General features: G+C 40.4%; 16 protein-coding genes. 5 read left to right on the top strand and 11 right to left on the bottom strand.

The window, feature by feature from the left end; genetic code table 11:
• Window positions 1–268: 268 nt before the first annotated feature.
• Together MKX62_RS14430 and gdhA are read right to left on the bottom strand one after the other, a co-directional pair.
• A complete protein-coding gene (locus MKX62_RS14430) occupies window positions 269–1,480 on the bottom strand; it encodes an argininosuccinate synthase (RefSeq protein WP_156476149.1) in 1,212 nt (403 codons plus the stop codon).
• A 168-nt stretch (window positions 1,481–1,648) separates the two neighbouring features.
• Window positions 1,649–3,031, bottom strand: coding sequence for an NADP-specific glutamate dehydrogenase (gdhA, locus tag MKX62_RS14425; protein WP_067207053.1), 1,383 nt, complete (start codon window positions 3,029–3,031; stop codon window positions 1,649–1,651).
• A gap of 324 nt (window positions 3,032–3,355) precedes the next feature.
• On the opposite strand from gdhA, the gene MKX62_RS14420 reads away from it, so the two are divergent.
• Window positions 3,356–3,496: a hypothetical protein gene (locus tag MKX62_RS14420; protein WP_187047139.1), complete on the top strand. Its 141-nt coding sequence runs from the start codon at window positions 3,356–3,358 to the stop codon at window positions 3,494–3,496.
• Window positions 3,497–3,546: 50 nt separating this feature from the next.
• Here the strand turns inward: MKX62_RS14420 and MKX62_RS14415 are convergent, their stop codons facing one another.
• Entirely contained in the window at window positions 3,547–4,833 is a 1,287-nt protein-coding gene (locus MKX62_RS14415; RefSeq protein WP_340741708.1) for a glycoside hydrolase family 18 protein, read from the bottom strand.
• A gap of 171 nt (window positions 4,834–5,004) precedes the next feature.
• On the opposite strand from MKX62_RS14415, the gene MKX62_RS14410 reads away from it, so the two are divergent.
• The gene (locus MKX62_RS14410; protein ID WP_370569977.1) at window positions 5,005–5,655 is read left to right on the top strand and encodes a spore coat protein; all 651 of its coding nucleotides are present in this window, start codon (window positions 5,005–5,007) and stop codon (window positions 5,653–5,655) included.
• Window positions 5,656–5,736: 81 nt separating this feature from the next.
• Here MKX62_RS14410 and MKX62_RS14405 read toward each other — a convergent pair whose 3' ends face one another.
• Together MKX62_RS14405 and MKX62_RS14400 are read right to left on the bottom strand one after the other, a co-directional pair.
• Window positions 5,737–6,522, bottom strand: a complete 786-nt coding sequence (locus tag MKX62_RS14405) for an MBL fold metallo-hydrolase (protein ID WP_067207050.1) — start codon at window positions 6,520–6,522, stop codon at window positions 5,737–5,739.
• 15 nt (window positions 6,523–6,537) lie between these two features.
• Entirely contained in the window at window positions 6,538–7,446 is a 909-nt protein-coding gene (locus tag MKX62_RS14400) for an RluA family pseudouridine synthase (protein ID WP_067207048.1), read from the bottom strand.
• 115 nt (window positions 7,447–7,561) lie between these two features.
• Here MKX62_RS14400 and MKX62_RS14395 point away from each other — a divergent pair, with 115 nt between their 5' ends.
• Window positions 7,562–8,221: an HAD family hydrolase gene (locus tag MKX62_RS14395; RefSeq protein ID WP_338653120.1), complete on the top strand. Its 660-nt coding sequence runs from the start codon at window positions 7,562–7,564 to the stop codon at window positions 8,219–8,221.
• Between the two features lie 1,285 nt (window positions 8,222–9,506).
• Entirely contained in the window at window positions 9,507–10,700 is a 1,194-nt protein-coding gene (locus MKX62_RS14390; RefSeq protein ID WP_067207040.1) for an NAD(P)-dependent malic enzyme, read from the top strand.
• 61 nt (window positions 10,701–10,761) lie between these two features.
• On the opposite strand, the gene MKX62_RS14385 is transcribed toward MKX62_RS14390, so the two are convergent.
• From MKX62_RS14385 to MKX62_RS14370, 4 genes are all read right to left on the bottom strand, one after another.
• Entirely contained in the window at window positions 10,762–11,472 is a 711-nt protein-coding gene (locus MKX62_RS14385) for a YetF domain-containing protein (protein ID WP_255428617.1), read from the bottom strand.
• A gap of 141 nt (window positions 11,473–11,613) precedes the next feature.
• Window positions 11,614–13,527 (bottom strand): PTS fructose transporter subunit IIABC, encoded by a 1,914-nt coding sequence (locus tag MKX62_RS14380; protein ID WP_187047821.1) that lies wholly within the window; start codon window positions 13,525–13,527, stop codon window positions 11,614–11,616.
• A complete protein-coding gene (gene pfkB / locus MKX62_RS14375) occupies window positions 13,527–14,456 on the bottom strand; it encodes a 1-phosphofructokinase (protein ID WP_340741707.1) in 930 nt (309 codons plus the stop codon). Before pfkB ends, MKX62_RS14380 begins: the two co-directional genes overlap by 1 nt.
• Window positions 14,453–15,205 (bottom strand): DeoR/GlpR family DNA-binding transcription regulator, encoded by a 753-nt coding sequence (locus MKX62_RS14370; RefSeq protein WP_340741706.1) that lies wholly within the window; start codon window positions 15,203–15,205, stop codon window positions 14,453–14,455. Before MKX62_RS14370 ends, pfkB begins: the two co-directional genes overlap by 4 nt.
• A 133-nt stretch (window positions 15,206–15,338) precedes the next feature.
• On the opposite strand from MKX62_RS14370, the gene MKX62_RS14365 reads away from it, so the two are divergent.
• Window positions 15,339–15,605, top strand: coding sequence for a phosphocarrier protein HPr (locus MKX62_RS14365; protein WP_067207033.1), 267 nt, complete (start codon window positions 15,339–15,341; stop codon window positions 15,603–15,605).
• 313 nt (window positions 15,606–15,918) lie between these two features.
• Here MKX62_RS14365 and MKX62_RS14360 read toward each other — a convergent pair whose 3' ends face one another.
• A complete protein-coding gene (locus tag MKX62_RS14360) occupies window positions 15,919–16,176 on the bottom strand; it encodes a PepSY domain-containing protein (protein WP_222618008.1) in 258 nt (85 codons plus the stop codon).
• A gap of 180 nt (window positions 16,177–16,356) precedes the next feature.
• Entirely contained in the window at window positions 16,357–17,115 is a 759-nt protein-coding gene (locus MKX62_RS14355) for a hypothetical protein (RefSeq protein ID WP_187047135.1), read from the bottom strand.
• Window positions 17,116–17,869 lie beyond the last annotated feature (754 nt).

Raw genomic sequence — 17,869 nt, 5'->3', positions numbered from 1 at the left:
TTCTTTAATTCAACATATATAGAAAGTTTCAGCACTCTGTGTATTAATGCATTTGAAGCGCGACGGATGAAGGACCACCATACGATCACCGAAAAAATATGTAGGGATGCGACAAAGTCGCATCCCTACATATTCAGACATCTCGGTAATCATATAGAAGTCATTCTATCCAAAGTAACTCAAAGTCAACTATACACATAGCTTCCAGTAGGTGACCATGTTACACACTGGTTACTTTGGTTAATCAACAGACATGAATGGATAGTGCTTAATTTTTCACTGTTTGCTTCTTGTTTACCATGCTGTGAACTTCTGTAGGTAATCCCCAAAGCTTGATGAACCCAACCGCTGCAGATTGGTCAAAGGAGTCATCAGACGTATACGTTGCAAGATTCATGTCATAAAGTGAATTAGCTGACTTTCTGCCTTCTACAATTGCATGACCCTTGAACAACTTCACACGCACTGTTCCATTAACGTATTGCTGTGTTTCTTTGATGAACGCTTCTAATGCATCTCTCAGTGGTGAGAACCACAAGCCATTATAAATTAATTCACTCAACTTTTGTGAAATAATTGGTTTGAAATGAGCCAACTCTTTAACAAGTGTCAGATCTTCTAATTCCTTATGTGATTTCAACAATATAATTGCTCCTGGACATTCATACACTTCACGTGATTTGATACCAACAAGACGGTTTTCTACATGGTCAATTCTTCCTACTCCGTGCTTTCCACCAATATCATTTAGTTTTAGAATCAGTTCACTGAGTGGATATTGCTGACCGTCAATACTGACAGGCACACCTTTTACAAAATCAATTTCAATAACATCTGACGTATCTGGTGCATTTTCAATTGAAACTGTAAGACCGAATGCATCTTCAGGTGGTGCTGCCCAAGGATCTTCCAAAATTCCACACTCATTAGCACGTCCCCATAAGTTTTGATCGACAGAATATGGGCTTTCTAAATCGATTGGAATCGGGATATTCTTCTCTTTTGCGTAAGCAATTTCTTCTTCACGCGACCAACTCCACTCACGGACAGGGGCAATAACTTCCAATGATGGATCCAATGCTTTAATTGCCACTTCGAAACGTACTTGGTCATTCCCTTTTCCAGTACAGCCGTGTGCAACTGCAGTAGCATTTTCTTTATGAGCCACTTCAACAAGTTTTTTCGAAATAAGCGGACGTGATAGTGCCGATACAAGTGGATATTTGTTTTCATAATAAGTTTGAGCTTGGAGTGAGAGCAACGCATACTCCTGTGCGAATTCCTCTTTCGCATCAATGACATAACTATTTACAGCTCCAACCTGCAACGCTTTCGCCTGGATGAAGTCCAAGTCTTTTCCTTCTCCGACATCAAGACAAACTGCAACTACATCATATCCTTGTTCTGTTAGCCACTGTACTGCCACAGATGTATCTAGTCCACCTGAATATGCTAAAACTACTTTTTTCTTACTCATAATTAAAATCCCCTTCCATTCACTCATCTAGTTGTATGTTTATGCAACACTTTGTATTTTTATAATAACATATTTTCAATTTTACACAATAGTTTTGTTGAAATTTTTCCGAAATAAAAAAGAGTACACAATTTTCAGCTTGTGTACTCTTTTTATGGGACTGTCATAAGCTTAACTAAGACCATGGGCTACCATTGCATCTGCTACTTTTAAAAATCCTGCAATATTCGCTCCGACTACGAGGTTACCGGGATGTCCATATGCTTCTGCCGCATCCAAACAGCTCGTATAGATATTTTTCATGACCGTCTGAAGTCTTTCATCAACCTCTTCAACTGTCCAAGAAAGACGCATACTATTTTGGGACATTTCCATCGCTGATACCGCAACACCACCTGCATTCGCAGCTTTTGCTGGACCGAATAAAGTTTTATGCTCGTGGAAAACTGCCATCGCTTCCAACGTACAAGGCATATTCGCACCTTCTCCGACTGCAATTACACCATTCGCAATCAGTATACGGGCAGCTATCTCATCAATTTCATTTTGCGTCGCACAAGGAAGTGCAATGTCACATGGAATTGACCAGATTGCAGAACAGTCCTCAAAATACTTTGCTTCCGGATGTTCTTTGACGTATTCCGAAATTCGTTTGTTCTCAACCTCTTTCAAACGCTTGATTGTATCTAGGTCGATTCCATTTTCATCATAAATATAACCGTCTGAATCACTACAAGCCAGTACAGTAGCGCCTAACTGCATTGCTTTTTCAATTGCATAAGTGGAAACGTTACCCGACCCTGAAACAACAACTTTTTTACCTTCAAAACTTAAACCTGCTTCTTTTAACATCTCTTCAACAAAGTAGACTGTTCCATACCCTGTCGCCTCTTTGCGACCAAGGCTACCACCATGTTTTGGATCTTTCCCAGTAAACACGCCTGCTTCATAACCGCCTTTCAAGCGATTATACTGACCAAACATATAACCTATTTCTCTCTTACCTACTCCAATATCACCTGCTGGAACGTCGGTATCAGGACCGATATATCTGCTCAACTCCGTGATGAAGCTTTGAGTGAAACGCATAATTTCACGGTCTGATTTCCCCTTCGGATCAAAGTCAGAACCACCTTTACCCGCACCAATTGGCTGGCCTGTTAACGCATTTTTAAATATCTGTTCAAATGCGAGAAACTTCATAATGCTGCTGTTTACAGAAGGATGGAATCGGATACCGCCTTTATACGGTCCGAGATCACTATTGAACTGGACACGAAAACCACGATTTACATGTACTTTACCTTGATCATCTTCCCATGCAACCCGAAAAATGATGATGCGTTCCGGTTCCGTAATACGCTCTAAAATGCCATTTGTTATATAATCGGGATGCTTGGAAAAGACAGGTCGAAGCGAATCGAAAATTTCTCTAGTTGCTTGTAAGAACTCTTTTTCATCTGGATTTCTTTTCTTGATCAATTCATAGACTTCATGGACGTAATCATTCGCTCTTTTTTTATTATCATTGTAAGTTTCATTCAACTTCGTCAATTTTCACTCATCCCTTTCTTGCTTTAAGTTAAAGGTGGAAGCTATTAAATCCCTACTTCCACTACTAAATGATAGTTCAAACTCATGTTACCATTTTTAGTATTATCGCTGAAAAAATGAATATATACAACTTTTTTCTAGTGTCGAATAAGTAATTATACAACATTATGTCCTATTTATGTATGGAAAATAAAATTATTTACTTTTTTCCGAAGAGAGAGTATTATTTAGTTATTCAAATAACGATTGATGAAGCATATACTTATCAGTGTAGCTGTCAATAGCTATTAGAAAATTACAACTAGGAGAAAGAAGGTTAGGACAATGAAATTTAAAAAGATTCTCCGTACATTTATCGGTGCGAACGTAATGCTATTAATGACTTTCGTTTTCCTACCTGTTTTACTTTTCAATCCGGATGTAGAGTTTCTGACGAGTTTCATCAATTATATCAATAAAGAGTAATTAATCTTAAAAAATGAACCGCGAGTGCTTAAGCACAGCGGTTCTTTTTTTTAAGTAATTTTTCGTATGGCGAAATTGTCTTCCAACAGCAACCAGTTTTGTGGAAAAGCTAAACCAAGTTTCCAATACATAATCCCGCGTAAGTTGAACTGTTTGATCAAGTCAAATTTAGCTTGAATACTACGTGCATCTTCAAACCAAACTACATGACGTACTCCTGTATCATCCGTGTACTCGAAATTGGGTGCCTGCGCTACATAGTCGTATTCGATATCAACTTCTCGATCTGTCGCAATCAAAATTGCCTGTTGAGGGCTTATCGCTCTGGCAGCAGATCCACCTTGACTCGGATATGGTGTAGACCAATCATAACCGTATAGATTTTGGCCCAAGAATATTTTCTCGCTCGGAATTTGACTGACAGCATACTCGACTACATTCCGAACAGGACCTATTGGACTGACAGCTTGCGGGTCGCTGTATGTGTAGCCCCACTCATACGTCATAAGAGAAACAAAGTCCACAATCTCTCCATGCGCACGATAGTCATGTGCCCCGTAAATCCCAGTTCTGACATCACTTGTCATGGGTGCAAGTGCGGTCGAAATTGTGAAACCGGCTTGATGGAATCGATCTCTTGCATTTCGCAGAAAACTATTATAAAGTTCACGATCTTCTGGATGTAATAACTCAAAATCAAAATGTATGTCCTTATAACCAATTTCATTAGCCACTTGAATGAGATTGCCGAACAACCGATTTTGTGCTGCCTGATCCGTAAATAATACATGAGCAAGATCTGCATTAAATGCAAAGTTCTCCAAATTACTTACTACAAGTGCATTCGCCGCCCCTGCAACACTCGCTATATTCGGTATATCATCAATCGAAGGTGCTTTCAATGACCCATCCCGCTGCGCTTCGTAACTGAACATGGCTAAGTACGTTAGTGCATCGACTCTTTGTCTAACTTCATCAATCATTACTTCGGTTACTGGAGTCCTTGGCTCCACATAGAGTAATGACTCAGCCGTTTTTTTCGGTCGCGCTGGAATGTAAAGACGTTGTCCCACACGTAAGTTCTGGGATGGAGATAGTCGATTAATTGTTGCGAGCTCATTGACTGTCAAACCGTACATTTGTGCGATGACATAAAGCGACTGACCTGGCTGAACCCAGTGATAGCTGCCTGTAATTGGTATGACTAACGCTTGGCCTACAACGATACGTGATGGATCTGGTAGTTCATTTGCTTGTGCAATTTCTTGATAATTGATGCCATAAGCTTGGGCAATTCCATATAAACTTTGACCATTTTGAACCACATGAATCTGCATACCTATCATCTGCCTTTCATAAATAAAAATGTCCTCTACTCTAGACTATTTTAGTTAGAAGGAGATTATGCTTATATTGTTTTCATTTCACAATTTCCACGCATAGTTTTCACACGATCATCCATACTATGGTTGATGAAAATCAACAACCATAAAGGAGGAATTTATACAGTGACGCAAAATCCATTCGGTCAATCGAACGATCAAACTCACGAAAACATGCATACGGGAAGCGTTCCGCAACAGCTGAATCATGGTGGTCATGAATTATTTGACGTCCACGAGGCATTATCTGGGACTGTCGCATGTCTGAACCAAGCAATGCTATTACGAACACATGTGAAAGATCCCGAGTTACTTGACATTTTGGATCGCCAATACCGCTTTGCTTTAGATGAATATAACATTACAGTTGAATGTTTCAAAACTGGACAAAATCCATCACATCCTACAGGAAGGTATGAGATGAAACAAGGTAATGACTTCGTATATGGTATGAAACCGTCTCAACCGAAAAAACCGATGCAGTCCGTGGCAGACATATCGGATGAAATCATTTCAGGCTTTTTACTAGGCTCCGCAAAGGCTGGAGCATCGATGAAAACGATGGCTGCAACCGAAACATGTAACCCCGTTGTTCGTCGCGTACTTGCTGACTCTGTACCTAACTGTATAGAAATGGCTTATGAACTGGCGATTTACCAAAACAAACATCATTATTACCAAGTGCCACAGCTTGCCGCACAAGATATGCAACAATTATTGAATTCGTTCGCCTCTTCACAAGGTCAACCCGGAATGCCAAATAACACGCTTCAATAATCAAAAAAATCAGGTGCACACTAGAATTCTAGTATGCACCTGATTTTTTTATTAACACCCAATAATTGCAATGCCTGCAAGTCATTTTAAAATCGAGTTGACGATATGTTTTGGTGAATTTTCAAAGAAGGATAAGTAATGCATCGGATGACTTTTGGGAAATAGTTTTTTTCTTATTGCATGCGAAGTCATTCCTTGATTATTGAGCGATTGAACTTCTTGTTGTACGCCCTCCAAATAATCCAACTTTTTCTCAATCGCCTGTCTACCTCTAACTTTTACCCCTGCATGGGAGCAAATATACGTTTCAAAATCATACGTCAATATTTTCTTTAATGATGTAATAATTTCCGGAACAGATTCAAAGGCAAACAAACTTTTCGGAGTCGGTTGTATATACAGATCACCGCCAAACATCCAACCTTTTTCCTGATTAAACAACGCAACATGATCATGTGCGTGACCAGGTGTATGAATGACATCCCAATTGTAGTTATCTGTTGTAATCGTGTCATTCAATTCAATCGGTTGGAACGGTTCTCTATCTCCCCAAAAAACTTTACGATAAAAAGGCAACTTTGTACGATTTTCACAGTCTTTAATTCCCGATTCATGAATGTAAATCGGGAATTCCGTATTTTCTTGAAGCCAATATGCCAATCCCGTATGATCTTCGTGGTGGTGCGTTAAGATCACTTTAGTTATATCCCACTGCTCAAACAAAGGTATGAGTTTTGCTTTCATTTTAGCTGGTCCAGTATCAATTAATAACCCGTCTATCATAAAGACGGAAACAGTCAATTTTTGCTTACCAAATGAAAGAACCATCTCAGCTTGTTGTAAATCATCATAAGATATAATTTTCATGAACACACCAACCGATCATTTTGACTTCGAAATTAGTGAAGATGGCACATCCGCTTTGAAACGGACGAGTTCTCCAGTACGCGGATGTAAAAGTGCCAATGCCGTAGCATGAAGGCCGATCCGTTTAATCGGGTTAACGCTAGATCCGTACTTTTTATCACCAACAATTGGGTGACCAATGTCTTCCATATGAACGCGAATCTGATTTTTACGACCTGTTTCCAGTTGAACTTCAAGTAACGAGTAGTTACTATTCGACTGGAGCTTTTTGTAATGTGTTACAGCATGTTGCCCACCATTATCAGTTGGATTTGAGTATACTTTGAATGTTTTACTTTCCTTAAGCCATGATGAAATCGTACCTTCTTTTTTTCTAACAGCACCCTCAACAAGTGCCGTATACGTACGTTCTTTCACGACTTCATTCCACGCAGCTTGCAATCCATTTTTCACTTCTTCATTTTTCGCGAACAACATCACACCCGATGTATCTCTATCAAGGCGGTGAACGACATAAACTCGGTTTCTTGGATTGGTTTCTTTTACATAGTCCATTAGCTGTCTGTAAGCGGTCATGTCTTCCGGATTTTTAGAAGCGACTGATAGCAGACCTGCTTCTTTATTAATAACAATGATATCGTCATCTTCATGCAAGATAGTGACACCGACCAACGTCTCTTCTTTCATCGCCGCTCGATTTTTAAGGATTTCAACATGTTGTCCAGCCTGAAGTGGATGATTATGTTGCGTTACCATCTTGCCATTCACCGTGACCTGTCCACGTGTCAGTATAGATTTCACCGAGTTGCGGCTACTTTTAGACATCATTTCCAATAGAAAGGGTAATAACTCCATGGGTTCTTTCACTGTATAAACGGATGTATCTTCTTTTCTGCTTGCTGAATTCTTATGATTTTTTTTCATAATTAATAAACTCCTCGCTCTCACTTCTTATTATCCTCAAATTGCCTCTACATTACAAACGCTGTATGATAAAATCAAGGAATTAATTACAAATAGCAGGAAAAAGGGGATTTTTATGCGAGTTGCGATATTCGATTTTGATGGAACACTGTATTCAGATGAAACTTTTCAACTACTAATGAACCATTTAAGATACCACCCCGTCCATCATCCAAACTACAAACGATTTTATCGGGCCATCCTTCCACCTTATATCGGACACAAGTTAAAACTGGTTCCAGAAGCCAAGATGAAAGAACGTTCTATGCAAATCTACTTGAATGCGCTTGGGCAAATGTCCATTACAGAATTAGATGCCTATTTCGGGGAATTGACCGATCGGGTACGAGAAGGTTTTAATCCTGAAGTCATCACACGTTTAAAAGAGCATGCTGCTGAAAACATACATATAATGCTTGTTTCTGGTGCCTACACGTCCCTTTTGCAATCCGTCACAAAGGAGTTGCAGTTCGACACCATCATCGGTACCGAAATTCCTATGAAGGAGGGCAAAACCGATAAGCGGACGCCAATCTATCATATACAAGGTCCTCGAAAAAACGAGAAGATTCAAGAAGTACTACAAGGAAAAGAAATCGACTGGCAAAATAGTTTCGCCTACGGAGATAGTTTTTCCGATTTGTCTGTTCTAGAACTTGTCGGGAACCCAGTCGCCGTTCGACCTGAACCCCGCTTAAAAGCTATAGCTAAAGAACGTGAATGGGAAATAATTTGAGTATGAAAAAGCGCAAGCGCCTGTTCAGCTCCGACAGGCACTGAAAGGCTTGCTGATAAAGGCGTTCTTTGCCTTTATCAGCAAGACTGAAGTGACCCGAGGAGCTAGGCGCTGGAGTCTAGACGTAAGGAAAAGCGCAAGACGCCGTTTTAGCCCCGACAAGCGCTGGAGGAATTGATGGTAAAGGCGCTCTTTGCCTTTACCATCAATTCTGAAGCGACTCGAGGGGCTGGCGTCTGAAGTCTAGACACCAATCCATGTAGATAAACTTATACTTTCTTACTTTGTATCAAAAGCGCGAACCACCTATTTTCTAAATAGGTTAAACAGATGACTGCTTACTTTTTTGATAAAACACTAGTTACTCTATGTACAGGTGCTTCGGATTGCATTGAACTGAACGACTACTATACAATCATCAGAATTTCTTGCTGCGTAGGATGCGACTTTGTCGCGTCCTACGCAGCTTTTCGTTAATCAACAGACGTGATAATATGTATACTTTTCCTCCCTCTTCGCTCGATTTCTCACTTGATTGAAGTCTATATATGTTGAACAAATGAATACGGCGTATGCGCTTTACAAGGGCTTTTGGGAGGCCACTGAAAAAGCCCTTGTAATTGGAATGAATTAGAATTCCCCCTAATACCGCTTCGACGCTTTGTGGATGCCTCCCGCGATAAGCCAGAAAGAAGACCCCTTTCAGTCTTATCGCTCCGGCTACCACGAAGACGCGCCTTCGCTAGATGGTCTATGTAAGAAAGCGCATTTCATTTTCAGGGATGAAATCTGCAACCTGGAGTGCATCTTTCTTGACTATAAGTAGTATCAACTAGTAATCACATTATAATCTCAGCATATACATCTCAAAATCACATTTCTCTCGGTAATGAACACCCTAGTGCAGGCGCGGCAAAGGGGTCGCCGAAGCCGTAAGACTGGATGCGAAGCGCTAATCCCGGCTTACGGCGGAAGGTATCCCTAAAGCACCAAGCGTTCTACAATCCACACCCCGAATTACAACTCTCTCATTATTGAGCACCACAGTAGATTCAATGGGAATCTTTAATTCAATATATATAGTGAATTTGTTATTTTGAGCGTATTACTGATTTTCATCAAAATAAAATATATTAATCTTAAACGTTGCAACAAAGCTAATGTAAGCGCTACATTCCCTTAATTATCTAACTGTGTTGAATTTTCTGACTTGTGTTTTTTTCGAGTTCATGGTAAAAATTTATAACAACAGTTAAAAAATACGAAGTGGAATGGGGTATATTTAATGACGAGTCGTTATCAATCTTCTTTAGAAATGCATCGTATTCATACAGGAAAAATGGAAACTGTATCGAAGGTCCCGCTTGAAAACAGTGTAGATCTCAGCCTAGCTTATTCTCCAGGAGTAGCAGATCCGTGTTTAGAAATCGCAAAAAACCCCTATGCGGTATACGACTATACAATCAAAGGGAATCTAGTGGCAGTAATTACAGATGGAACTGCCGTGTTAGGCTTAGGTGATATAGGACCCGAAGCAGCACTTCCGGTAATGGAAGGGAAAGCGATGCTGTTAAAGAGATATGCTAACATTGACTCGTTTCCAATCTGTCTAGGTACTAAAGATGTTGATATCATCGTTCAAACAATTAAAGCCATCAGCCCGACATTCGGCGGGATCAATTTGGAAGATATATCCGCTCCGCGCTGCTTTGAAATTGAAAAAAGATTACGTGAAGAGTGCGATATCCCTGTGTTCCATGATGATCAGCATGGTACTGCAATCGTTGTTGGTGCGGGTTTATTAAATGCTCTAAAGGTAGTTAATAAAAGTATGGAGACAGTTAAAATAGTGATCAATGGTGCCGGTGCTGCAGGTATTGCAATAGTGAAACATCTCAAGAATATTGGATTTGAGCAGATTGTCATCTGTGATTCAAAAGGCATTATTTACAAAGGTCGCCCCAATGGCATGAATGCCACTAAAGATGAAATTGCTGAGATTACAAATCCTAACGACTTAACAGGCTCGTTACAAATTGCTATGACGGATGCTGACATATTCATAGGTGTTTCTGCTGCTAATTTATTGACGAAGGAACTTATCGACTCCATGAGCATCGACCCGATTGTCTTTGCTTTGGCCAATCCAGACCCTGAAATCGCGCCTGCTTTGGCAAAAGCATATGGAGTTCGCATCATAGCGACCGGCAGATCCGATTATCCAAATCAAGTGAACAATGTGCTCGCGTTTCCTGGTATTTTCCGAGGGGCACTGGATGTCCGGGCAACAGAAATAAATGAAAGCATGAAGCTGGCTGCGACTTATGCTATTGCATCATTGATCAATGAATCCGAATTACGCGATGATTATATTGTTCCTGATCCTTTTGATGAAAGAGTTGTAAAAGCCGTTACACAGGCGGTAAGTAAAGCAGCAATTGAGTCGGGAGTATCTGCTCTTATGTGTGCTGTCCACTAATTATAGAACACTCCATTGAAAAGCGTCGCGAAAAGTTCTATCCTTTTCGCAACGCTTTTCCTTATTTTCCATCTTCGGACTTCATATCTACGTGAAGACTTCCATCTGTTTGAACCTCGGCATAAAATACATTTTCCACATTGCCAATACCCTGCTTTTTCAACTGTTCAAACAACCACTCTTCCGTCAAATTTAGTTCCGCTAAATTCCCTTTCGAAATTTTCCCTTCTGCTATTACTTCGGTTGGTATATATTTAGGAACCTGTATAGTAGCATTTACATCTTTTTTCGTGGCGGCTTCTAGTCCAGCTTTCTTTAAAACACTTAACTCACCGTTTGTTTCAAGTATTGCATAATGGACATCTTTAATCGAAAAAATACTTTGTTCACGTAGCATCATACCCAAATCATTAAGGTGGAGACGTAGCTTCTTCAAGGAAGCTTCAACTATTTTCCCTTCATATACAACGATAGTAGGCTGATCATCAAGAAGAATCCGCGCCTTTTTAGATTTAAATGCAATGTAGCTCATAAGTATCGTCAGGAATGCCCACCAAACCATTGCTACGAGTCCATCCAATAATGGGGTTTTGGATACTCCCGCGATTTCTCCCGCGATGGACCCTATCGTAATACCGGTTACGTAATGGAAAAACGTCAGTTGAGAAATTTGTTTTTTCCCCATAAATCGTGCAAGTATAAGGAGGACAAAAAATGTAACCGTCACCCTCATAATCATTTCCCAAAAGTCCACTTCAAAAAAGTCATCCAAAGTTCACACCTCCGCTTTACAGAGAGTGTTCCACTGTTGCGCATTGCCTATACATGTAAATGACTAGGCGTTTACTTGTAAAAAAAGAGAGCTCCGCCTATAGCCATCTGCGAATGACTTTTTGGACAGCTCTCTCTATTTTTATATCGCCTGTATTTTGTTCTTCTTCAATATACCCGCAAGTAAACCTGTAACCATGGCCCCAGCGACTATCGCCAATGCATATAGCAATACTTTTCCAATACCACCATCGACAAGCCCCATAACGAAGACGCCACCATGCGGTGCACGTAACCCAATATCAAATAGCATTGTAAGTCCACCAGTCAATGCAGCTCCAGCTACCGATGCTGGAATAACACGTGCCGGGTCTGCCGCCGCAAACGGAATGACACCCTCCGTTATAAAACAAGCCCCAAGGACATAAGCCGTTTTCCCCGCTTCACGCTCTTGTTTTGTAAATCGTTTTTTGAACAATGTCGTGGCAATTGCCATGCCTAGTGGCGGTACCATCCCCGCTGCCATAACCGTCGCAATGAATCCGAAGTTCTGTGCATCGAGCATCGCAATACCGAATGTGTATGCGGCTTTATTAATCGGCCCACCCATGTCAATTGCCATCATCGCACCTAATAATATACCGACTAGTACCTGGTTTGTTCCACCAAGCCCTTCTAAAAATACTGACATACCCGTATATAATTTAGTCAAAGGAGGATTGATCATCATCATAATGAGTCCAGTAATCGCAATACCGAACACTGGATAAAACAACACCGGTTTTAATCCTTCAAGTGCATCGGGTAATGCCGCAAATGCTTTTTTAACAAGAACTGTTACATACCCTGCTAGGAAACCGGCAATGATTCCGCCTAGAAATCCAGAGCCCCCGCTGACACCGTCAACACCTGTAACCGTAATCGCGATTAATCCACCGACCATACCTGGAGCAAATCCGGGGCGGTCCGCGATACTCGACGCGATGAATCCTGCTAATACAGGAACCATCAAGAAGAATGCATTTCCACCGCCTATTGTATTTAGCATTGCTGCGAATGCATTGTAATCTGCACTATTCGGATCACTTGAATTTATACCCCAGAAGAACGATAATGCAATTAAAATTCCGCCACCAACAACAAACGGTAGCATATTGGACACACCATTCATTAAATGTTTATAAAAACCGTTTTTGGTTTCGGAAGTGTCACTATCCTCTTTAGACTTATCATGTTTGTAGATTGGTGCGTCTTTAATGATTGCACGATTCAACAATTCTTCCGTTTCATAGATTGCCTTGCCGACTTTCGTCTGTATGACCGGCTTACCGTTAAACCGAGCCATTTCAACTTTGGTATCTGCGGCAACAATAATGGCATCCGCTTCCGCAATATCCGCGTCTGTCAAACGGTTTTTCACGCCAGACGAACCGTTCGTTTCCACTTTCAATGAAATGCCCATTTCTTTCGCTTTGTCAGTTAGTTTTTGTGCCGCCATGTAGGTATGCGCTATTCCCGTTGGACACGCAGTAACAGCAAGTATTTTCGATGTAGGTGAAAGTGATGATTTTGATTCATCTATCTCTTCAGGTCCTTCCAACTCGATTTCCTTGTCATTGACCGCTTGTAGAATTTCATTTTTTGACGTAGCATTTAGAATTTTTTCTCTAAAGTTTGAATCCATCAAAAATGTAGCTAGTCTTGATAGCGCTTCCAAATGGTCGTTATTTGCTCCTTCGCTCGCAGCAATCATGAAAAACAGATGAGCCGGCTGGCCGTCTAGCGATGCGTAATCGATACCTGGTAAAGAACGTCCAAATGCGATTCCCGGTACCTTAACAGCTGCTGATTTCGCATGTGGAATCGCAATTCCATCGCCGATTCCCGTCGTCCCTTGCTCTTCTCGGGCCAAAATATCTTTTGTAAATGCCCCTGTATCATTCAAATTTCCTGCACGATCGAACTGATTTATCAGTTCTGTCAATATATCCTGTTTAGATGTAGCTTTCACATCCAAAATAATTGTAGCTTCAGTTAATAATTGTGTGATTTTCATCATTTCACATCCCCCTTATCTAATGAACTAATCAATACTTGGTCCAGTAATGCTAGTACATCTTTTTTCTCACAAAGATCCACTCTAAAAGCTGTTGCACTTCCGCTTGCAACACCCGATCGGAATGCCTTAACTGGATCCCCCTCTTTCGTGAAGGATGCAAGAAACCCGGATACAAGTGAATCACCAGCCCCCACCGTATTCACAACTTTCCCTTTTGGCGCTTCCGCAAAAACAGCAACCTCTTTCGTAACGAGCAGTGCCCCTTCCCCCCCCATGGAAACGATGACATGTTCGACGCCTTTTTCAATAAGTTTCTTAGCGTAATGGTGTGCTTGCTGTTTGTTTTCTATTACCGTATCGAACAATTCACCAAGCTCCTGTTCGTTTGGTTTAATAAGAAATGGCTTCATGTCAATCAATCCTTTTAATGCAGGACCCGATGTATCAAGAACGAAATGTACGCCATTGTCATTGCAGATAGTTGCGATATCCTCGAAAAAAGTTTTCGCTATTGATTCAGGAAGACGGCCCGCAAGAACGAACCAATCACCTTTTTTCATGTTCTGCACTTTCGCCATCAATTGCTGTTGCTGTTCTAGTGTTATATCAGGACCAGGACCATTTAACTCAGTTTCTTTATCGGCTTTGATTTTCACATTGATGCGCGTAATTTCTTCAGTTTGGATAAAGTCCGTATGAACCCCTTCTGAATGTAGAGATTGTTGAATATAGTCACCTGTGAACCCACCTACAAAACCTAAAGCGATGTTGCTAACTTCTAATCGGCTTAACACACGGGACACGTTTATTCCCTTTCCCCCGGGATAGTAATATACATCTTTAGAACGGTTCAGTTTACCGCTCCTGAATTCGGGTAAATAGGTAGTATAATCAAGCGAGGGTGTGATTGTGCACGTATAAATCATGATTTCTCCACCTTTACTGTTGTTTTTTGCTCCAATAAGTTGATAGCTTGTTTTTCGAAATCACTTACTATCAATACGGCTTTATCGAGTGGCATAATAGTAGCAAAACTTACTTTGTTATATTTTGAATGATCCGTCACGACATATGTTTTTCTCGAGAGTGTAGAAGCAAGCCTTTTAACAGCGGCTTCTTCTGGATCTGGCGTTGTATAGCCGATTTCCAAATGGAATCCGTTGACGCCAAGAAAGCATTTGTCAAACTGATAGTCGCCAAGCGTCTGGATTGTTTGAGGTCCCACAAGGGCACGCGTGCGGGATTTTATATAGCCACCCGTCAAATAAGTCGTTATTTCGTATTCCATCAATGAATCAACATGTGTCAATCCATTCGTCACAACGGTCACTTTTTTATTCTTTAAATAAGGAATCATCTGCAAAGTGGTAGTCCCTGCATCAAGAAAAATACAATCCCCATCTTGGACAAAAGAAGCGGCATAAGTAGCAAGCTGAATCTTCTCTTGAAGGTTTTTGGATGCTTTATCCGAAATACTAAGTTCTTTTGTGATTCGCTCGCTTATTGTAGCGCCTCCATGGATACGATCCAATTTATTTAAGTCTTCGAGATCGTTCAAATCCCTGCGAATTGTTGACTCTGACGCGGATGTCGCATCGACTAACTCTTGAATTTTAACTGTCTTTTTCTCAGTCAATAAATTCAAAATCAATTCATATCGTTCATTTGTCAACATATGAACACCACCTCTAATTAGCTGTAAACTCATATTACTTGAAATCCCTTTCATAATCAATCATAATCTTCCACAGTCAGTCACCAACTTTTATAATACAGTAATTGATACTAACAATTAGGAGGAATACACATTGATAGAAAAACAATACACCATTTTAGGTACTGCTGGTTTACATGCCCGTCCAACATCCGCTCTCGTTAGTGCGGTCAGTTCTTTCAAATCGGATATTACACTGGAATACGTCGGTAAAAAAGTAAATCTGAAATCCATTTTAGGTGTTATGTCACTTGGAGTAGCTTCAGGCACTACCATTACAATTGCGGCGGATGGTGAAGATGAAGCGGATGCCATTGCAAAAGTCGATGCAATTATGGAATCCGAAGGCCTTGGAAAGTAATAACAATCTCGAGTTGTGATAGTAGCAAAAGATCTCTAATCAATTTCATGAACATAAGCGCAATCGCCCGTTCAATCCCTCCCGGTGGACCTATAGGTTAGAAGCGACAGAGGAAGGCAACCTTAGGATCGCGATATCCTTTTCAATAGCTGCATGACCCACGTCTCCAGGGGCTAGGCGCTGGAGTCTAGACGTAAAATCACTAAGTTACAACTTATCCACAGTACGAGATTTCATAATTTCCTAAACATCAAAAAAAGAACAGCCACGGATGGTATCAGTTACCATTCGTGGCTGTTCACATATAGTTTCATTAATCTAGTTTCACTCTGAGGACTGCACCTGTATTCGCATCAATTTTAACTTCATACTTATGACCTTCTGCCGTTCTTACGTCAATTTCATATACCAGCATTCCATCGTCGTAATCTAATTCCGCTTTTACGACCTGGCCTGGAACCCGCTCTAATGCAATGGCCATCGCCTGATTTATTGTAATCCTCCGGTATTGTGGGTTCTGATAATGTTCATGCCAATGTTGGTTTTGATTTTGTCGATTCTGATTCGTCACCCAATCTCCTCCAATTCGATTATCCCGTTGTCCTTAACATTCTATTCAAGGATGGCTAATATGTGCTGAATCCCTAAGCCCATAACTGAAAAGACAATTAAGCAGTTCCTAGGTATATGATTTGCACTTGAGGCTTGCTTAATTGTAATGATGTTTTCCATCATTAAATAGCCATACCTTTCAATCAACGTTCTCCTCTTTTTCTTCCTGCTTTTGGCTCAACATAAAACGTGCCGAAACTGGATCCGATCTGGTCAATAATTTGGATAGATACGAAGACGTCATGCTGTAACTACCTTCTATTTTCTCTGATAAAAAGTTGGTTCGCTCGTATAGGACTGAGCGTAGATAATCCAGTTGCCTTATCACTTTCCCTAGCAATCCTTCTTGGTTGTCCAGCCTGCTGATCACGTCTTTTTGTATATCTTCTTGTTTCAATAGTTGCTCTGACAACAGCTTTTGATAATCTAATTGTTCATTCATTTTGACTACAATTTCCTCATTTGCAGAAGTCAGCATTTCTATACTATTGACAATTTCTTCATTTGACTGGCTGACCTCATTCACTTTCCCGATGAATTCTCGATTCATTATTCGCTCATGTATCAACGTACGTTGTAACATTTCGTTTTTAGTTTCTACTTTTTTTAACGACTTCATAACATCTTTTCCAAACTTTTCATGTCGGAAATCACTTTCCTTGATTTCATTCAAACGATTATGGATTGATTTCAATTGATTGGATTGTGTGTTTTTCTGTTGCTTTAGTAAGGTTTCCATGATATTGAACTGTTCACCAACCGAATGAGACGCTTCCCTATGTTCCTTCATCCATTCCGCTATCGGATCTATTTTATAGTGTTCTTGGTTCCTCCCTAAAATGTCTGCATTATTTTTAAAAACATCCGGGTGCCCATTTTTGTTAATAAACAACCCCATCTCACTTACCCCCTCGTCGTATTAGCTTATGCAATTCACGACAAAAGGGTCATTGAGTCACGTCTGATGAGTAACCACTTTCTTTAAAAAAGCACCTATACGCCAGGAATCTAGAGTTTTTTGCAAAATAGTAAGCAGTCATTTTCTGGTTTGGTTAATTGCAGACCTGTTGATTAACCAAAACTAACCAGTGAATAACATAATTACCTTCCGGGCGCTACTTGTATAGTTGCATTTTTGGATTGCTTCGGATTGAATGACTTCTATTCAATTAGCGGGATGTCTGGATGCAAAAGTACTTGTAGTGCTTATGCTTTTTTTGATGAAAGAATAGCTGACATCCAAGTCGGAGAAAAGCCGCCAAAGATGCAATTTTGGCGGCTGAAGCTTTCTATATGGTTTTTTCTTTTTTTAGTAAAGAAGTGGCACTTGCTATAAGGTATCACATGATTAGATGTATAATCTTTGCTAAAAGTAAGAAAGGATCGCATTGTACATCGTCCAAGAGTGCCCGAAATTGCATCTTCGGGCACTTACACCCTTCATAGAATGTCATCTATTCTATTCTTCCAAAACAACTGCATTTTCCACTTGAATAGTGTAGGAACGCGACAGGCAACTATTCGCAATAGTATTACTAAAAAGAGTGTGGCTAGAAGTGACGGAGTCACTTCTAGCCACACTCGGACCCCTCAGTAAATCTGTCATGAATAGTTAGTCGAAAGCGGGCCGAAAATAATGCAGTGAAAATGAA

Origin of the sequence: Sporosarcina sp. FSL K6-5500 (genome assembly GCF_038005665.1) — a bacterium.
Classification (GTDB): domain Bacteria; phylum Bacillota; class Bacilli; order Bacillales_A; family Planococcaceae; genus Sporosarcina; species Sporosarcina psychrophila.
Note: the sequence above shows the minus strand (reverse complement) of the source record. Positions and strands in the feature narration are given on the sequence as shown.